Annotated in this window: 16 protein-coding genes; 9 read left to right on the forward strand and 7 right to left on the reverse strand. The window is 65.3% G+C overall.

Translation table 11 applies throughout. The annotated features are described in order from the left end of the window. Positions 1–10: 10 nt before the first annotated feature. Together feoB and V8Z78_RS13580 are read right to left on the reverse strand one after the other, a co-directional pair. Positions 11–1,945: a ferrous iron transport protein B gene (feoB, locus tag V8Z78_RS13575; protein ID WP_003067098.1), complete on the reverse strand. Its 1,935-nt coding sequence runs from the start codon at positions 1,943–1,945 to the stop codon at positions 11–13. Beyond that, positions 1,942–2,268 carry a FeoA family protein gene (locus tag V8Z78_RS13580; protein WP_003067096.1) on the reverse strand — a complete coding sequence of 109 codons (327 nt, stop codon included), beginning with the start codon at positions 2,266–2,268 and terminating at the stop codon, positions 1,942–1,944. The genes feoB and V8Z78_RS13580 overlap by 4 nt, the downstream gene beginning before the upstream one ends. Before the next feature lie 257 nt (positions 2,269–2,525). Here V8Z78_RS13580 and V8Z78_RS13585 point away from each other — a divergent pair, with 257 nt between their 5' ends. Then, positions 2,526–2,846: a YkgJ family cysteine cluster protein gene (locus tag V8Z78_RS13585; RefSeq protein ID WP_034353576.1), complete on the forward strand. Its 321-nt coding sequence runs from the start codon at positions 2,526–2,528 to the stop codon at positions 2,844–2,846. 22 nt (positions 2,847–2,868) lie between these two features. Here the strand turns inward: V8Z78_RS13585 and V8Z78_RS13590 are convergent, their stop codons facing one another. Further along, the gene (locus V8Z78_RS13590; RefSeq protein ID WP_012839463.1) at positions 2,869–3,600 is read right to left on the reverse strand and encodes a Stp1/IreP family PP2C-type Ser/Thr phosphatase; all 732 of its coding nucleotides are present in this window, start codon (positions 3,598–3,600) and stop codon (positions 2,869–2,871) included. A gap of 228 nt (positions 3,601–3,828) precedes the next feature. Between V8Z78_RS13590 and V8Z78_RS13595 the strand changes: the two genes are divergently transcribed. From V8Z78_RS13595 to kynU, 5 genes are all read left to right on the forward strand, one after another. After that, complete coding sequence (locus V8Z78_RS13595; protein WP_003067092.1) at positions 3,829–4,455, forward strand: LysE family translocator; 627 nt, start codon at positions 3,829–3,831, stop codon at positions 4,453–4,455. Positions 4,456–4,465: 10 nt separating this feature from the next. After that, the gene (locus V8Z78_RS13600) at positions 4,466–5,266 is read left to right on the forward strand and encodes an AraC family transcriptional regulator (protein ID WP_349731543.1); all 801 of its coding nucleotides are present in this window, start codon (positions 4,466–4,468) and stop codon (positions 5,264–5,266) included. Positions 5,267–5,366: 100 nt separating this feature from the next. After that, positions 5,367–6,743, forward strand: coding sequence for an amino acid permease (locus V8Z78_RS13605; protein WP_349731559.1), 1,377 nt, complete (start codon positions 5,367–5,369; stop codon positions 6,741–6,743). A gap of 121 nt (positions 6,744–6,864) precedes the next feature. Next, positions 6,865–7,497: an arylformamidase gene (gene kynB, locus V8Z78_RS13610; protein WP_349731544.1), complete on the forward strand. Its 633-nt coding sequence runs from the start codon at positions 6,865–6,867 to the stop codon at positions 7,495–7,497. A gap of 140 nt (positions 7,498–7,637) precedes the next feature. Beyond that, complete coding sequence (kynU, locus tag V8Z78_RS13615; protein ID WP_003067183.1) at positions 7,638–8,945, forward strand: kynureninase; 1,308 nt, start codon at positions 7,638–7,640, stop codon at positions 8,943–8,945. Between the two features lie 34 nt (positions 8,946–8,979). Here the strand turns inward: kynU and V8Z78_RS13620 are convergent, their stop codons facing one another. Then, complete coding sequence (locus V8Z78_RS13620; RefSeq protein WP_179626676.1) at positions 8,980–10,389, reverse strand: L-lactate permease; 1,410 nt, start codon at positions 10,387–10,389, stop codon at positions 8,980–8,982. Between the two features lie 97 nt (positions 10,390–10,486). On the opposite strand from V8Z78_RS13620, the gene V8Z78_RS13625 reads away from it, so the two are divergent. Beyond that, positions 10,487–11,059: a helix-turn-helix domain-containing protein gene (locus V8Z78_RS13625; RefSeq protein WP_057093125.1), complete on the forward strand. Its 573-nt coding sequence runs from the start codon at positions 10,487–10,489 to the stop codon at positions 11,057–11,059. A gap of 21 nt (positions 11,060–11,080) precedes the next feature. Here the strand turns inward: V8Z78_RS13625 and V8Z78_RS13630 are convergent, their stop codons facing one another. Continuing rightward, positions 11,081–12,022, reverse strand: coding sequence for a DNA-3-methyladenine glycosylase 2 (locus tag V8Z78_RS13630; RefSeq protein ID WP_502878847.1), 942 nt, complete (start codon positions 12,020–12,022; stop codon positions 11,081–11,083). Positions 12,023–12,163: 141 nt separating this feature from the next. Further along, on the reverse strand, positions 12,164–13,042 hold the full coding sequence (gene ada, locus V8Z78_RS13635) for a bifunctional DNA-binding transcriptional regulator/O6-methylguanine-DNA methyltransferase Ada (RefSeq protein ID WP_349731545.1): 879 nt from the start codon (positions 13,040–13,042) through the stop codon (positions 12,164–12,166). Positions 13,043–13,197: 155 nt separating this feature from the next. Between ada and kynA the strand changes: the two genes are divergently transcribed. Both kynA and V8Z78_RS13645 read left to right on the forward strand, forming a co-directional pair. Further along, on the forward strand, positions 13,198–14,073 hold the full coding sequence (kynA, locus tag V8Z78_RS13640; RefSeq protein ID WP_003067178.1) for a tryptophan 2,3-dioxygenase: 876 nt from the start codon (positions 13,198–13,200) through the stop codon (positions 14,071–14,073). 115 nt (positions 14,074–14,188) lie between these two features. Next, positions 14,189–15,454, forward strand: a complete 1,266-nt coding sequence (locus tag V8Z78_RS13645) for an MFS transporter (protein ID WP_003067177.1) — start codon at positions 14,189–14,191, stop codon at positions 15,452–15,454. Positions 15,455–15,515: 61 nt separating this feature from the next. Here V8Z78_RS13645 and V8Z78_RS13650 read toward each other — a convergent pair whose 3' ends face one another. Then, positions 15,516–16,706 carry an FAD-dependent monooxygenase gene (locus V8Z78_RS13650; protein ID WP_349731546.1) on the reverse strand — a complete coding sequence of 397 codons (1,191 nt, stop codon included), beginning with the start codon at positions 16,704–16,706 and terminating at the stop codon, positions 15,516–15,518. Positions 16,707–16,827: the final 121 nt, after the last annotated feature.

The raw sequence follows: 16,827 nt of genomic DNA on the forward strand, positions 1-16,827 counted from the left end.
CAATCCTTTCTCAGCCCCAGCCCAGGGCCACGGCGACGCGATAGGTCACAAAGCTGGCCAGATAGGCCAGAGCAAACAGATAGCCGGCCATCAGCAGCGGATAGCGCCAGCCATTGGTTTCGCGCTTGACCATGGCCAGCGTGGAGATGCACTGGGGCGCAAACACAAACCAGACCAGCAGCGACAGCGCGGTCGCCATCGACCAGCTGCTGGCGATCAGCGGGCTCAGCTGCTGGGCCATGGCGTCATCGCCCACGGCCGACAGCGCATACACCGTACCGAGCGCACCCACGGCCACCTCGCGTGCGGCCATGCCGGGCACCAGCGCAATGGCGATCTGCCAGTTGAAGCCGATGGGTGCCAGCACCACTTCGAGCGCACGGCCGATCTGGCCCGCGAAGCTGTAGCGAATCGCGCCTTCGGTCACGCCCTCGGGAGCACCTGGGTAGCTGGAGAGGAACCACAGCACGATGCTGACGGTCAGGATGATGCCGCCGACGCGACGCAGGAAGATCATGGCCCGCTCGTACAGGCCCAGCACCAGGCTGCGCAGGCTGGGGATGCGGTAGGAAGGCAGTTCCATCAGCAGCGGCGTGCGGGTCTTGACCTTGGTGGCCAGCTTGCCCACCCAGGCCACGGCCATGGCACTGACGATGCCGCCCACATAGAGGGCAAACAGCACCAGGCCCTGCAGATTGAAGAAGCCGGCCACGGTCTGCTCTGGGATGAAGGCTCCGATCAGCAACGTGTAGACGGGCAGGCGTGCCGAGCAGGTCATCAGCGGCGCGATCATGATGGTCAGCAGACGGTCACGCCAGCTGGAGATCGAACGCGTGGCCATGATGCCGGGCACGGCACAGGCAAAGCTGGACAGCAGCGGGATGAAGGAGCGTCCGGACAGGCCCACGCTGCCCATGATGCGGTCCAGCAAGAAGGCGGCGCGCGGCAGATAGCCCGAGTCTTCCAGCACCAGGATGAAGAAGAACAGAATCAGGATCTGTGGCAGAAAGACCACCACCGAGCCGGTGCCGGCAATCACGCCGTCCACCAGCAGGCTGCGCAGCACGCCATCGGGCATCACGCCATGCACCCACTGGCCGAAGTCGCTGACCAGGCCTTCGATGCCGTCCATCAGGGGCTCGGCCCAGCTGAACACGGCCTGGAACATCAGGAACAGCGTCACCACCAGCAGCAGCGTGCCCCACAGCGGGTGCAGCACCACGGAGTCGATGCGATCGTCACGCTGCGTGGGAGCCGCGGGCTCCTGCACGGTCTGGCGCATGATCTCGGCTACCTGCTGGTGCAGGGCCAGCAGCTGGGCGCGCGAATTGCTGCCCGTCACGGGCTTGAACTGGCCTTCGAGCGTCGGCGCCTTGAGCTGCCTGGCCTGATCGCTGTCCAGCCAGGCCAGCAAATCCTTGGCGCCGGACAGATGCACGCCCACGCTCTCCACCACGGGCACGCCCAGCAGCTCGCTGAGCCTGGCCTTGTCGATGACCAGGCCCTGGCGACGCGCCATATCGCTCATATTGAGCACCACCACCATGGGCAGGCCCAGAGCGCGCGCTTCCAGCACCAGACGCAGGTTCAGGCGCAGATGGGTGGCATCGGTCACGCAGACCAGCAGCTCGGGCGGCGCTTCGCGCGGATGCTGGCCCTTGACGATGTCGCGCGTGATGCGCTCGTCCTCGCTGTGCGCATCGAGGCTGTAGGTGCCGGGCAGGTCCAGCACGCGCACGCGGCGCTTGCCGGGCGTGCTCAGCCAGCCTTCCTTGCGCTCCACGGTCACGCCCGCGTAGTTGGCCACCTTCTGGCGCGCGCCGGTCAGCAGATTGAACAGCGCCGTCTTGCCGCAATTCGGGTTGCCCAGCAGCGCAGCACGCAGGGGCGCCTGCTCCGCGGCTTGAGGGCTCATCATGGTGATCTGGGATTCGCGCGCGTTCATGCTGCGGCCTCCAGCTGCACCAGCACCTGGGACGCCTCGTGGCGGCGCAGAGCAAACGTCGCCTGGCCTATGCGCACGGCCAGCGGGTCGGGGCCGGGAAAGCCGGTGGCAACGACGCGCACGGACTCACCGGGCAGAAAGCCGATTTCCATGAGTCTGAGCAACAGACTTTCATCCTCGCCTTCGGAGGAAGCCAGATCCACCACCCGGGCCGGCTGATTCACCACCAGCTGATCCAGGCCCATGATGGGCCCGGTGGCCGTGGCTGCAGCGCTGGAAGATGGCACGCCGGATTCAGACGCTTGAACAGAAAGAGCATTCATGGACGAAGTAACTGACACTGCCTCAGACCTCGCCGAGGGGGACTGCAAAGAACTCATAGCGCATTATTAATTGATTTTGATTCTCATTTTCCATTTACTGTAGGCGATTGGTGCACAACGGTGGCGAATTGGCACCAGCAGCATGGACTTTTGGGCGGGTATTGAGCGGCGCGGTTGACAAATCTGCGGCCCGGCACAACCAAAGGATTTGCACAGCTGCGAAAATCGCCGCCCCACCGGAAAAACTCCGCCTTCCCATGACCCACCCCTGCCTTAGCTGCGGCGCCTGCTGTGCGTCCTTTCGTGTCGATTTTTCCGTGCACGAGTCCCAGGAGCATGGGGGCAGTGTCCCCGCAGGGCTGGTTGAGGAAGTCACCGACTACACCTGCCGCATGCGCGGCACGGACTGGGCCAGGCCACGCTGTGCAGCTCTGGTGGGCAAGGTGGGAGAGAAGGCGTACTGCGGCATTTATGAATGGCGCCCCTCCCCTTGCCGGGAGTTCGCCGCGGGCTCGGACGCCTGCAACCGCGTGCGCCAGCGCCATCAGCTGCCTCCGCTGGAAAGCGGTCTGATCTAAGAGTCCCGGTCAGATCCGGGGATCAGGCGCCCTGCTCAATCAGCACCACGCCGATATTGTCCTTGCCTCCCGCGGCATTGGCCGCCTCGATCAAGGCCTCCTGCAACCGCTCCAGCGGCAGGTTTTCCTCGAACAGGGAGGCAAGGCTGGCGTCGCTCAGCATATCGGTCAGGCCGTCCGAGCACAGCAGAATGCGGTCACCTTGCTGCAGCGGCCAGTGGTTCAGCTCCGGCTCCACCTGGGGCATCACGCCCAGCGCTCTGGTCACCAGATGGCCGTAGCGCGAGGTCCTGGCATCGGCCTCGCTGATCAGGCCGGCATCGATATCCTGCTGCACCAGCGAATGGTCGCGCGTCAGGCGCTGCAGCCGGCCGGCACGCCAGGCATAGGCCCTGGAGTCGCCCAGATGGGCGATCAGCACTTCGCTCGCCAGCACCAGGGCGGCCACCACCGTGGTGCCCATGCCGCTGCAGCCGGGCGTGGACTGCGCGGCGGCATAGATGGCCGTATTGGCCATGTGCAGAGAGTCCGTCAGCTCGCACTGTGCTGCCAGCATGGATTCATCGGCGGCCGGACCGTGCTGCACGCTGGTCGTGATCAGCTCCACGGCCATGACGCTAGCCACCTCGCCCGCGTTATAGCCGCCCATGCCGTCGGCCAGCACTGCAACCGGCCAGGGCCTGGCCTGCGGCTCCAGTCCCACCGAGTCTTCGTTATTGCTGCGCTGGCGACCCATGTCGGCACGCCCCACCATGCGTACGGCCGGCCAGACTCGGGATGGGCTAGAAGCTGCTGCGGATGACATGGAAGATGGGACGGGGGTCAGGTTCGCGAAAGCTTTCAAGCGTAACGCAAGTTAGCTTCGCTCCTTGTCTGAAAAAGACACCGTTTTGCACTTGTTAACCAAGCAAAGGCGCAATTTTGTTCAATACCTGGAAAGGCCAAGGACTCAGACTGGCGACCTCTTGTTTCAGGTTTGTCCATGCTTTCTTCTGTTCTGGCCATGGCCGGATTTGCACTCGCCGGCGCCATCACGCCAGGGCCGGTGAACGTGCTGGCCCTGCGCCATGGCAACGGCCGCGCTGGCGCCGCCTTCTGCTATGTACTGGGAGCCAGCGTCAGCTACGCCGTCATCGTCTGGCTGATGGGCCAGAGCGGGCAATGGCTGCTCAAGCAGCCCGAACTGCTGCGCTGGGCGCCGCGTGTCTGTGCTCTCTATCTGCTCTGGCTGGCCTGGCAGCTGGCCAATGCCCCCGGGGCCCATGGCCGGGCAGCCAGGGAAAGCGTGCCCTCGTCACTGCCGGCCGGTCCAGGCGGAGCGTTCGTGCAAGGCATTGCCATTCAGAGCCTCAACCCCAAGGCCTGGTTGGTGGCGCTTTCGGGCATCGGCATGTTTGTGGCCCCTCTGGCGGCGCAGCAGGTCTCGCTGTCTGCTGCATTGCTGCTGTTTTGCGCCGTCTCCTTGCTGGCCTGCCTGCTCGGCGTTGGCTGCTGGGCCGCGCTGGGCCATGCACTGACCCAATGGCTGAGCACGCCCCTGCGTCAGCGGCGGCTGAACCAGGCCCTGGCCATGGTGCTGGTGGCAAGCGTGGTCAGCATGCTGGCATGATGAGGCCGTCATGCCAGCCCCCAGCCACCATTTCCACCGCCACCCGGCCCTGCCCTGGGCCGAGCTGCGCATCAGCCGCCAGTCCTGCTACAGCTACCGGCTGCATGCGCACGCGCAGTACTCCATAGGCATCGTGGATGAGGGCGAGACCCTGTTTCTGCATGACGATGGCCCCGAAACATTGAGCGCGGGCAGCGTGGTGCTGATCGAGCCCGGCCACTGGCATGCCTGCAACCCCGAGACATTGCAGCCATGGTCCTACCGCATGCTGTTCGTGCAGGCCGACTGGGTTCATGAGCGGCTCGGCGTCGGCGCCCTGCGCTTTGCCCGGCGCGCCCTGAACGAGCCCGGCATCTCGCGCTGGACCGACAGTCTCTGCCAGCCGCTTGCCGGCAGCGCCACGGACACGCAACTGCGGCAGCACGAGCAATCACTGGCGGATTTCCTGCAGCTGCTGGGCAGTGCCGCCCACACTCATGCCGAAAAGCCCCGGCCACCCGATGCCGTCCTGCCTGCGCTGCAGCACATGCACCGCAGCCCCGAAGACGAAACCAGCGTCCAGGCCCTGGCCCTGCGCTGCGGCATGAGCCCCAGCCGTTTCATCCGCCGCTTCAGGGCCGTCACCGGCGTCACGCCCGGGGCCTACCGCCTGAACCTGCGGCTCAATGGCGTGCGCCACCTGCTGGCCCAGGGCGAGCCCCTGGCCTCGGTCGCTCAACAGATGGGCTTTGCCGACCAGGCCCATATGCAGCGCGCCTTCAAGGCCCATCATGCGCTGACGCCCGGCAACTACGCAGGAATGCCGCGCTGAGCCGGCTGGGCCTGCGCCAGGGACATTCGCCGCCACGCCGCTGCAGCCGGTCATTCGCGGGATACTTGCCGCTTCGATTTTTCGCATGCGCAAGTCAGCAATGGCCAACTTTGACAGTATTCAGCAACGCGAGACAGGCTTGCAGCAGCACCTGAACTCCGCCCAGATGACCATGATCGCCATCGGTGGCGCCATCGGTACCGGCCTCTTCATGGGCAGCGCCTTTGCCATCGGCTTTGCCGGCCCCAGCGTGCTCATCAGCTACGCCATCGGCGCCTTCATCGGCCTGCTGCTCATGGGATGCCTGGCCGAGATGACCGTGGCCCACCCCACCTCGGGCTCCTTCGGCGCCTATGCCGAGCACTACATCAGTCCGCTGGCCGGCTTTGTGGTGCGCTATGCCTACTGGGGAGCCGTGGTGCTGGCCGTGGGCATGGAGGTCACGGCCGTGGGCAAGTACATGGCCTACTGGTTCCCCACGGTGGACCCATGGATCTGGGTGGCGCTGTTCTCGGTCCTGCTTGCCGCCGTCAATGCCACCAGCGTCAAGGCCTTCGGCCAGGTCGAGTACTGGTTCTCCATGGTCAAGGTGATTGCCATCGTGGCCTTCATCCTGATCGGCGCCTATGTGGTCTTCGGCACCCGACCCGAGGGCGTGGGCTTCGACAACTACTTTGTCGATGGCGGCTTCTTCCCCAACGGCTGGTGGGGCACCTGGGTGGGCGTGATCGTGGCCATCTTCAGCTATCTGAGCCTGGAGTCCATTGCCATTGCTGCCGGCGAGGCCCAGAACCCCAAGCAGGCCGTGACTCGCGCTTTCCGCACCACGGTGCTGCGCCTGGTGCTGTTCTATCTGCTGTCGCTGGCACTGATGCTGGCCATCGTGCCCTGGAGCCATGCGGGCACGGACAAGAGCCCGTTTGTCAAGGTGATGGAGATTTTGCAGATCCCGGGCGCGGCCGCGACCCTCAACTTCGTGGTGCTGCTGGCCTCGCTGTCGGCCATGAACAGCCAGCTCTACGTCACCTCGCGCATGATGTTCAGCCTCTCGCGCGGCGGCTATGCCCCCAAGGGACTGAGCAAGCTCAGCAAAAGCGGCGTGCCGCTGGGCGCGATTGCCGTCTCCTGCCTGGGCATGGCCGTGGCCATGGTGCTCAACGTGCTCAAGCCCGAGCAGTCGCTGGAGCTGATGATGTCGATCGCCATGTTTGGCGCCATGTTTGCCTGGTTCATGGTGTTCGTGACCCATCTGTTCTTCCGCCCGCGCTGGCAGCGCGAACACCCGGGCAAGAAGCTGGAGTTCCGCATGTGGGGCTTTCCCGTGCTGACGCTGGTCGGGGCGCTGCTGATGGCGGGCGTGATCGTCACCACGCTGTTTACCAAGGAGTTCCACACTACCGTGCTGGTGGGCGTGCCGTTTCTGATCGTGCTGGTGCTGGTCTATGCTCTTTGGTATAGAAAGAAAGTGACCCCCTGAGGCGCTAGCGCGCCTTCCCCCGAAGGGGGACGACGGCCTTTGCTGCGGGGCGGCCCTTGCTGGCCGTCCCGCACTCGGGCCTGTTATCGATCACAAGCGACTGACCCCATTCATACACACCATGACACGCCAGATCTGGGATATTTCTCCTGCCATTCATCCTGCCGCTCCGGTGTTTCCGGGCGACACGCCCTATAGCCAGGAATGGGTGGCCAGCATTGGCCCGGGCTGCCCGGTCAATGTCAGCGCCATTCATCTCTCGCCCCATGTGGGCGCGCATGCCGATGCGCCGCTGCACTACGATGCGCAGGGTGCGGCCATTGGCATTGTCGATCTGGATGCCTTTCTCGGCCACTGCCGCGTGATCCACGCCATAGGCTGCGGGCCGCTGATCGAATGGCATCACATAGCGCACGCCATTGATGCCGACCTGCCCGCGCGCGTGCTGGTGCGCACCTACGAGAAAGCGCCCACCGGCTGGGACGCCGACCTCGCCGCCTATGCCCCCGAAACCGTGCGAAAGCTGGCCGACCTCGGCGTCAAGCTGATCGGCATAGACACTGCCAGCATAGACCCCGCCAGCAGCAAGAGCCTGGACAGCCATATGGTAATCCGCCAGCGCGGCCTGCGCGTGCTCGAGAACCTGGTGCTCGATGCAGTGAGCGAAAGCGACTATGAGCTGATCGCCTTGCCGCTCAAACTCACGGAAGCCGATGCCTCGCCGGTGCGTGCCGTGTTGCGCAGCCTGCTCTGATGCGCTTGGTGCGAGGCAGCGGGGCCGCCCCGGTCTCGGACACAATGGGCGAATTCGAGTCCAGCCATATTTGAATCAGAACCGGCTCTGGCGTAGACACAATCATCGTCAGTAGCTATCAAAATGAGAGAAGGAAGACAATGACCACTTTGCAAGATTGCCAGGCTCTGGACGCCCAGGACCCGCTGCGCGCGCTGCGCGAACGCTTTGCCCTGCCCCAGGGCATGATCTACCTGGACGGCAATTCCCTGGGCGCCCAGCCCAAGGCTGCCGCCGCGCGCGCGGCCGAAGTGGTGACGCAGGAATGGGGCCAGGACCTCATCACCTCCTGGAACAAGGCGGGCTGGATCACGCTGCCCGAGCGCCTTGGCAACCAGTTCGCACCCTGGCTGGGCGTGGGCCAGGGCGAGCTGGTGTTCACCGACACCACCTCCATCAATCTCTACAAGGTGCTGAGCGCTGCTGCACGCATCGCCCGCGAAGATGCGCCCGGCCGCAAAAAGCTGATCAGCGAGCGCAGCAACTTCCCCACCGATCTCTATATCGCCCAGTCCGTCTGCCAGGAATACGGCCTGGAGCTGGTGCTGCTCGAGCCCGAGGAAATCGCCGGCGCGCTGCAGACCGATGTGGCGATCTCGATGCTCACCCATGTCAACTACCGCACGGGTGCCATGCACGATATGGCAGCCGTCACGGCCGCCGCCCATGCCAAAGGCATTCTCTGCGTCTGGGATCTGTGCCACAGCGCAGGTGCCGTGCCCGTGGACCTCAAGGGCGCCGATGCCGACTTCGCCGTGGGCTGCAGCTACAAATACCTCAACGGCGGCCCCGGCGCGCCGGCCTTTGTCTGGGCGCATCCGCGTCTGATCAACCGTTTCTGGCAACCGCTGTCGGGCTGGTTCGGCCACGCCGAGCCCTTCAAGTTCGTGCCAGACTACCACCCCGCCCAGGGCATCCAGCGCTATCTCTGCGGCACCCAGCCCATGATCAGCATGAGCGTGCTGCAGTGCGGTATCGACATCTACACCGAGGCCGAGGCTTTCGGCGGCATGGCCGCGCTACGCAAGAAATCGCTGGCGCTGACCGATCTGTTCATCCAGCTCGTGGAAGAGCGCTGCCAGGGCCACGGCCTGGGTCTGGCGACACCGCGCGAGCATGTGGCACGCGGCTCCCAGGTCTGCCTGACCCGGGAAGAAGGCCTGGGCGTGAATGGCCAGGGCAGCGGCGCTTACGCCATTGTCCAGGCGCTGATTGCACGCGGCGTGATCGGCGACTTCCGCAAGGGCGACGGCGGCACGGGCAGGCACAAGGACATTCTGCGTTTCGGTTTCACGCCGCTGTATGTGGGCTTTGCCGATGTCTGGAACGCCGTCGAGCATCTGCGCCAGGTGCTGGAATCGGGCGAATGGCAACGGCCCGAGTTCAATACCGTGCACGCCGTGACCTGAGGCAGGCACCGGGGGCGGGCCGGCCGGCATCCGGTCAGGCCCGCGCCCAGCTCCAATTGAGCACGCCCATCAGCGCCACGGCGGCCAGGTCCAGCATCAGCACGCTTTGCTGCACCCAGCGCCGCTGGTCAGCTCCCTGCGCCAGCAACTGCACCGCCATCTCCACCTTGCCGGGCGATGCCATGAGCAGCAGCGAGGCACTGACGTTGTGCACCGCCATGAATGGCAGCAGCGGCGCGCCCAGCGCATGGGCTATCTCGGCCTGCGTGGCCGCGAACATGGCATTCGCCCCGGTATTGGAGCCGGTCACGAAGCCGCCCAGCGCTCCCACAAACGGTGCGGCCAGCAGATACAGCGGCCCGCTGCGGGCCAGCGCCTGGGCCAGTTGCGCGGCCATGCCCGAAACCGCCATCAGCACGCCCAGCACAATGAACAGCGCCGTGACCGGCGCCACCTGCAGCCAGGAGCGCCAGACCTTTGCCAGTGATGGGCGCGCCGGCCGGCCTCGCGTGAAAAAAACCGCCGCCACCAGCAGCCACAGTCCCGGCGAAGCCAGCCCATGCCAAGCAGCGGGCAGATCCAGGGTACGCAGCAGCGCTGCGGCCGCCAGCACGCCACCCAGCAGCAGCGCATAGGCCGCCAGCGCACGCCGCCCCGGTGCGCTCAGGGGCGGCTTGCCCGCGTCCGCTTGCGACACGCGCAGGCGCAGCAGATGCCAGCCCACCACCAGCAAGGCACCGAGTGCCCCCGCTGGCGCCGTGCCTGCCAGGGTATTCATCAGAGCCACGGCCGCCGTCAGCGACAAGCCCGACAGCAGGCCCTGCAGCAGAGCCGGCCAGCGACGGCCCGGCGCACTCGCCAGAGCCGCCGCCGCCATGCCGGTGATGACAAACGGAATCACGCTGACCAGGGCCGAAGCCTGACCCAGCTCCTTGAACGGCAGACCCGCCATGGTGGCCGCCACCAGCGTCCCCGGCCCCATGGAGCCCCAGGGCACGGCACAAAGGCCCAGCAGGCCGATGAGCACCACCTTGCGCGGCGGCAAGCCGAAGTGCGCGAGCAGCGGTATGCCTATGGTCACGCCCACGCCAAAGCCGGTGACCGACTCGGCAAACGGCGTGATGCCATGCACCACCAGCAGCACGGCGCCCGTGCCGCTGCCGGCCCTGGCCAGCAGCCAGTCGGCCAGGGCCTTCTGCGCTCCCGACGCGCGCAGCACCTCGGACAGCAGCAGCCCGCCGGCCACGATCAGCAGCACTTCCAGCAGCACCGGCGCCCAGTGCATGCCCGCGGCCAGCCATGCTGAAGCGGGCTGCGCAAAGGCTGCGGCAATCACCAGCAGCGCCACCGCCACTCCCAGCGCTGCTGCATGCAGCGAGCGCCAGCCCGCCAGCAGGACGGCGATGACGGTGGCCACGGGCAAGGCACTGATAAACATGTACATTGCATTCATCCTCGAAAAATAATTTCCTATACGCAAAATTATTTTCTCATAGGAAAATTTTCAACACAAGAACAGACGCCATGACAAGGAGCCAGACTTGAACTCCACCACCGCATCGCAGGCATCGGAGCAGGATGCGCTTTTCGGCGCCGCCGTCCGCGCGCGCCGCGCCCAGCTGGGCATCACACTGGATCAGCTGGCCCAGGCCAGCGGTGTTTCGCCGGGCGCGCTGTCGCGCGTGGAGCGCGGCCTGCTGGCCACCAGCCTGCGCAATGCCATGGCGATTGCACAAGGTCTGGGCTGCGAGCTGGGCGAGCTGGTGCAAAGTGCCCCCAGCGCGCAGATCACGCGCGCCGGCGAGAACCTGCGCTTTGTCGACGAGGCCAGCGGCGTGGAGCGCCTGGCCCTGGCGAGCCCCAGCGCGGGTGTGAACCTCGTGCATTACCACTTTCCGCCGCATGCGGTCTCCAGCCATTTCGCGGCCCATCGCGCAGGCACGCGCGAGGTCTTTCACGTGCTCGAAGGCAGCATCGAAGTCTTCACCGCCCAGGAGCAGGTGCTGCTGCATGCGGGCGACACTGCCACGCTGGTGGTGGACAGCGAGCACCGGCTGGCCAACGCCTCGGGCCAACCCGCACGCCTGCTGCTGCTGGTGCTGTCGCCGCTCTGAAGCGCTGCCGCCTGTCGCCTCTCAATAGGCGCTGTCGGCCAGCGAGGCCCACAGGTGCGCGGCCACCAGCGCGCGCCAGGGCTTGAACTGTTCCAGCCAGTCGCTGGCGGCACGCGCATCGGGTTTGTCTCCACCCGTGAGCAGGCCGATGGCCCGGCGCACCGCCACATCACCGTGCAAGCTGCCGTCGGGCCAGCCATAGCCGCGCAGCAAGGTGTAATTCACCGTCCACGGCCCTATGCCCTTGACCGCCAGCAATTGCGCCGAGGCAGCGGCCACATCCTCCTCGGCCCAGCGCCCGGCGGCGCTGCGGGCGGCCCAGTCGTCCAGCGGCAGTTGCCCCTCGGCAACGGCCTGGGCCACGGCCAGCAGGGTCTGGGCCTTGGCCTGGGAAAAGCCCGCGCCGCGCAGCGCATCCAGCCCCAAGGCTGCCACACGCTGTGCATCGGGATAGGCGTGCAGGGCCGGCATGTCCCCGTATTGCGCCAGCGGCTCGCCCGCCAGCGCGATCAGCTTGCGCCGCAGCGAAACGGCCACGGCCACCGTGATCTGCTGGCCGGTGATGGCCCAGGTCAGCGCCTCGAAGGGCGTGGGCGAGCCGGGTACATGCAGGCCGGCCTGGCGCGACAGCAGCGCGCCCAGCTCGCGGTGGCCGCCATGCGCCAGCTCCAGCTGGCCGGGCGCGTAGATCAGCCCCAGCATGCGTTTCACCATGGCCTGCAGCGCAGCCCGGTCTGCCTCTGCCGGCTCTGTGTGCGCTGCATGCAAGCTGGCCTGTACCTGTCCGGTCTGCCATTGCAGCTGCAGCAAGGCGGGGCTGCGCTTCCACATGATGGCCTTGTGCAGGCTGCGCGCAGCGGCATCGACCCGCTCGGCCAGTTGCTGCTCGTCGCGATCATGGAAATGCACGAATTCGTCAAAGCGGTAACGCGCGGGCAGGGCAATGAAGACTTCAAGCAGCATGCGGTTTTCTATCACAGGGGGCTGCGCCGTAGCGTACCTGTGCTTTATTCATTAAATTCATAGCTGCTATCGCTCATCAACCAATGATTTCGGATAGAAATCAATTCAAAGTCATTGAGGATCATGCGATAGCAGCTCTCTTTAAGAGAGCTTGAGTCGGGCCTGCTGGGCCTCGCGCAGCAGCAGCGCACGCTTGCGCTCCACACCCCAGCGATAGCCCGAGATGCTGCCGTCGTTGCGCAGCACACGATGACAGGGCACGGCCACTGCAATCGGGTTGGCCGCCACCGCGCTGGCCACGGCCCGCGTGGCGCTGGGCTGGCCCAGTTGCCGGGCCAGTTCGCTGTAGCTGACGGTCTGCCCGGCCGGAATGCTCTGCAGCGCCTGCCACACGCGCTGCTGAAATGCCGTGCCCTGAATATCCAGCGGCAGGGCCAGCCCCAGTCGGGGCTGCTCCATCAGGGCCACCACCTGGGCCACGGTCTGCTCATACTGGGCGTCGGCCCCGATCAATTGCGCCGCCGCAAAACGCTGCTGCAGATCGTCCACCAGCGCATGGGGATCATCGCCCAGCAACACGCAGCACACACCCTTGTCGGTGCTGGCCACCAGCAGGCTGCCCAGCGAGCATTCGGCCAGCGCAAAGCGGATACGCTGGTCCTGGCCGCGCCTGCGATAGGACTGCGGCGCCATGCCCAGCATGGCCGGTGCATCCTTGTAGAAGCTGCTGCTGGCTTCATAGCCGCTCAGATAGGCCGCATCGGTGACCGACTCGCTGGCCTCCTGCGCCAGCGCGGCACGCACATGCCTGCCGCGATAGGCCTTGGCATAGGCCTTGGGCGTAAGCCCCGTGGCGCGCTTGAAGTTGCGGTGCAACTGCCAGGGACTGAGCCCGAGGCGCTGAGCCAGCACCTCCAGCGCGGGCATGGGCTCTTCGCTCTCCAGCCAGCGGCAGCACTGGATCATGCGCTCATCTGTTTGCGAATTTGCATCGGCGGTGGAAGGCAGAGGACTGGGCATGGCGTGAATCTCGGCTGAGTGCGTTTTCTGTCATCGGTCTTTGACTGGCCCGACTTTACGCAAAGCTATGGCAGCTTGCATCCACGTTCTTGCAGGCTTTGTGTGCCCGGATTCGGTTACGCTGCACGCACTGACCTATCAAAGATGATTTGACCATGACGAATGAATCCTCCGGTTGCCCCCTGCATGGCGGCGCAGCCATCGTCCGCGACGAGAAAGCCCAGCTCGACTTCAGCCGTGACATGAGCTATGGCGACTATCTGCATCTGGACCAGATTCTCACGGCCCAGCATCCGCTGTCGCCCGCCCATGACGAGATGCTGTTCATCGTGCAGCACCAGACCAGCGAGCTGTGGATGAAGCTGATGCTGCACGAGGTGCGCGCGGCTACGGCAGCCATTGCCAATGCATCGGGCGAGACCAAGCCCGATGCCTTCAAGATGCTGGCGCGCGTCTCGCGCATCATGGAGCAGCTGGTCAGTGCCTGGACCGTGCTGTCCACCATGACGCCGCCCGAATACTCGGCCATGCGCCCCTATCTGGCCAACTCCAGCGGCTTTCAGAGCTACCAGTACCGCTGCATCGAGTTCGCACTGGGCAACAAGAACGCGGCCATGCTCCAGCCCCACGCCCACCGCAGCGATCTGCTGGCCCAGGTGCAGGCCGCCTACGAATCGCCATCGCTGTACGACGTGGCCCTGCAGTTGCTGGCCCGCGAAGGCATCGCCGTGCCTGCCGACCGCCTGCAGCGCGACTGGACCCAGCCCTATGAGGCCAGCGAGGGCGTGAAACAGGCCTGGATCACCGTCTACCGCGATCCGCACAAGTATTGGGATCTGTACCAGCTGGGAGAAAAGCTGGCCGATATCGAAGATGCCTTCCGTCTCTGGCGCTTCCGCCACCTGACCACGGTGGAGCGCGTCATCGGCTTCAAGCGCGGCACGGGCGGCACCGGCGGCGTGAGCTATCTCAAGAAGATGCTGGACGTGGTGCTGTTCCCCGAGATCTGGAGCCTGCGCACCGAGCTGTAGGCCGGTCATCAAGGCCATCGCCATTCAGGCTGCCCCTGCTGCTCTTTCGTGACAGCGCGGGCAGCCTGAATTCTTTAGGCTCCGTGCAAAACCTAACATCGCAACAAAACTGTCCATGTCTTCCGATCACAGCGCCGCCGAGGCTGCGCCGAGCGCCAGCCCCAAACCCGACTCTTCCGCCTGGGCCATGCTGGTCTGCCTGCTCACAGGCTTTGCATTGAGCCAGGCCTTCAGAACCGTCACCTCCATCATCGCCGACGGTCTGCGCACGGACTTCGGCCTGTCCGCGCAGTCGCTGGGCTCGTTTGCCGGGCTGTTTGCACTGTCCTTCGGCGTGGCCCAGCTGCTCATGGGCATAGGCATGGATATCTACGGCCTGCGCCGCACCGTGCTGCTGGCCTTTCCGCTGTCGATTGCGGGCGCCGCGCTGTCTGCACTCGCACCCAGCTATTCCTGGCTGATGCTGGGTCAGCTGCTGATCGGCGTGGGCTGCTCGCCCGCCTTTCTGGCCAGCACCATGTTTATCGCGCGCCACTTTCCGGCCGATAAATTTGCCTACCTCTCGGGCATAGGCCTTGGCCTGGGCGGGCTGGGCCTGCTGTTTACCGGCACACCCATGGCCTGGCTGGTGCAGCACATGGGCTGGCGTGCCGGCTTTGCGCTGCTGGCGGTGCTGAGTGCGCTGTCCTGGCTGCTGATTTTCTTCAAGGTGCACGAGCCCGAGCTTCCCGGCGATGCCCAGCCCAAGCCCGGCTTCATGCAGGCACTGCAAGGTTTTGGCAGCCTGCTGCTGCTGCCCCATACCTGGGGCATTGTGCTGCTGGGCATGGTCAGCTACGCCTCGTTTCTCACCGTGCGCGGCCTCTGGCTCAGTCCCATGCTGATGGATCGCTACCAGTTTTCATTGGTCACGACCGGCAATGTGGCCCTGGCCTGCTCCGTCATTTCGCTGTTTGTGCCTTCCATGTTCGGCCGGCTGGACCCCGGTCCGGCCAGGCGTCGCCAGCGCATTGCACGCTTTGCGCTGCTCATGGCAACCGTTTTTGTAGCGCTGGCCCTGCTCCACCAATCCGTAGGCAGCGTGCTGCTGCTGCTGGTCATGAGTGTGCTTTCGGGCTACGGCACGCTGATCTATGCCGATGTGCGTTCCTCCTACCCACCGGCCACGACGGGACGCGCACTGTCCATCTTCACCATGGCCATGTTCCTAGGAGCAGCACTCATGCAGTGGCTGTCGGGCCTGGTCGCAGGCGTTGCGGAACGCCAGAATGCCGACATCTATCAGGCCGTGATGCTGATGATTGCCGCCATGCTGGGCAGCGGCGTGCTGGCTTACCAGCTCATCAAGCCTTCGCCATTGCTGCACAAGGCCAGCAACTGAGGCAGTCTATCTGCCAGGCAGGCACCGGCGCGAAAACCATTCCGGCTATGGCAACCGGTTGCTAGAGCGCGCCCTCATAGAGCCAGGGCACATCCATGATGCGCCCGCCCAGGGCGCGCAACGACAGATCGCGCCCCCAGCGAACAGGCCCCGTCGCGTGGAAGATCCGGCCATTGCGCAGCGAGCGTTCCTGCACCCTGGCATTGCGCTGCCAGCGATTCAGCGCATAGCGGCGCAGCCGCAGACTGACATCCAGATCATGCATGGACAGAGCACTTTGCAACTCGGCTGCATCCTCGATGGCCATGCCCGCACCCTGTGCCAGATAGGGACGCATGGGATGGGCCGCATCGCCCAGCAGTGCCACAAGGCCCTGCGCCATCTGGGCCTCTGACGACACCGGCTGCCGGTCGGCCACCGGCCACAAACGCCATTCACCACCCACATCGGGAACATGTTGAACCAGATCCTGCAGGTAAGCGCATGCGCCCTGAAGATGCTGCAGCAGATCGGGCAGATTGGCCGAGTGATCCCAGTTGTCCAGATCCTCGGGGGCCGGCCCCTGCACAATGACCACCAGGTTCTGCAGCTCGCCGCGGCGCACGGGGTACTGAATGGCGTGCAGCTGCGGACCCAGCCAGGCCGTGACCTCGCTGGTGCGCAAGCGCTTGGGCAGATTGGCCTGATGCACCAGTGCACGGTAGGCCAGGTGCCCGGTCACACGCGGCGGGCCATCACCCAGCATCTGTGCGCGCACGGCACTGCGCACGCCATCAGCGCCGATCAGGGCATCGCCCTCGATGAGCTTGCCGGTACTGGTGCGAATGGTGACCACGCCGTCCTGCTGGCTATAGCTGCTGACGAACTGGTCGAGGTTGAGGTGAGCCTCTGGCAGAGCCTGCAAGGCCTCCAGCAGGATCTGGTGCAGGTCGGCGCGATGAATGGTCAGGTAGTTGGCTCCATAGCGCTGCACCATATCTGCGCCCAGGGGCAATCGCCCCAGCTCTTGCCCCGTCACGGCACTGCAGGCTCGCAAGGACAAAGGGCAGGCCACGACCTGCAGCAACGATCGCTGCAGCCCCCATGCCTGAAGACAGCGCACCACATTGGGCCCCAGCTGAATACCGGCTCCGACTTCGGAAAACTGCGCTGCACGCTCGAACAGGCGCACATCCCAGTCAGCCCGCACCGCCGCAATGGCAGCTGCCAGACCGCCAATACCGCCACCCGCAATCAACACCTGCTTGTTCATGGACTCTTATTGTGCCGCGTAGTCGCCAGCATCGAAGAGAACTCTTGTTTGCGCTGCCGCAAACCTTGCAGCCATGAAAAAAGCCCGCCAAGGCGGGCTCTTTCAACGTGCGCAAAAGCAG

Origin of the sequence: Comamonas sp. wu1-DMT (genome assembly GCF_040187805.1) — a bacterium.
Classification (GTDB): domain Bacteria; phylum Pseudomonadota; class Gammaproteobacteria; order Burkholderiales; family Burkholderiaceae_C; genus Comamonas; species Comamonas thiooxydans.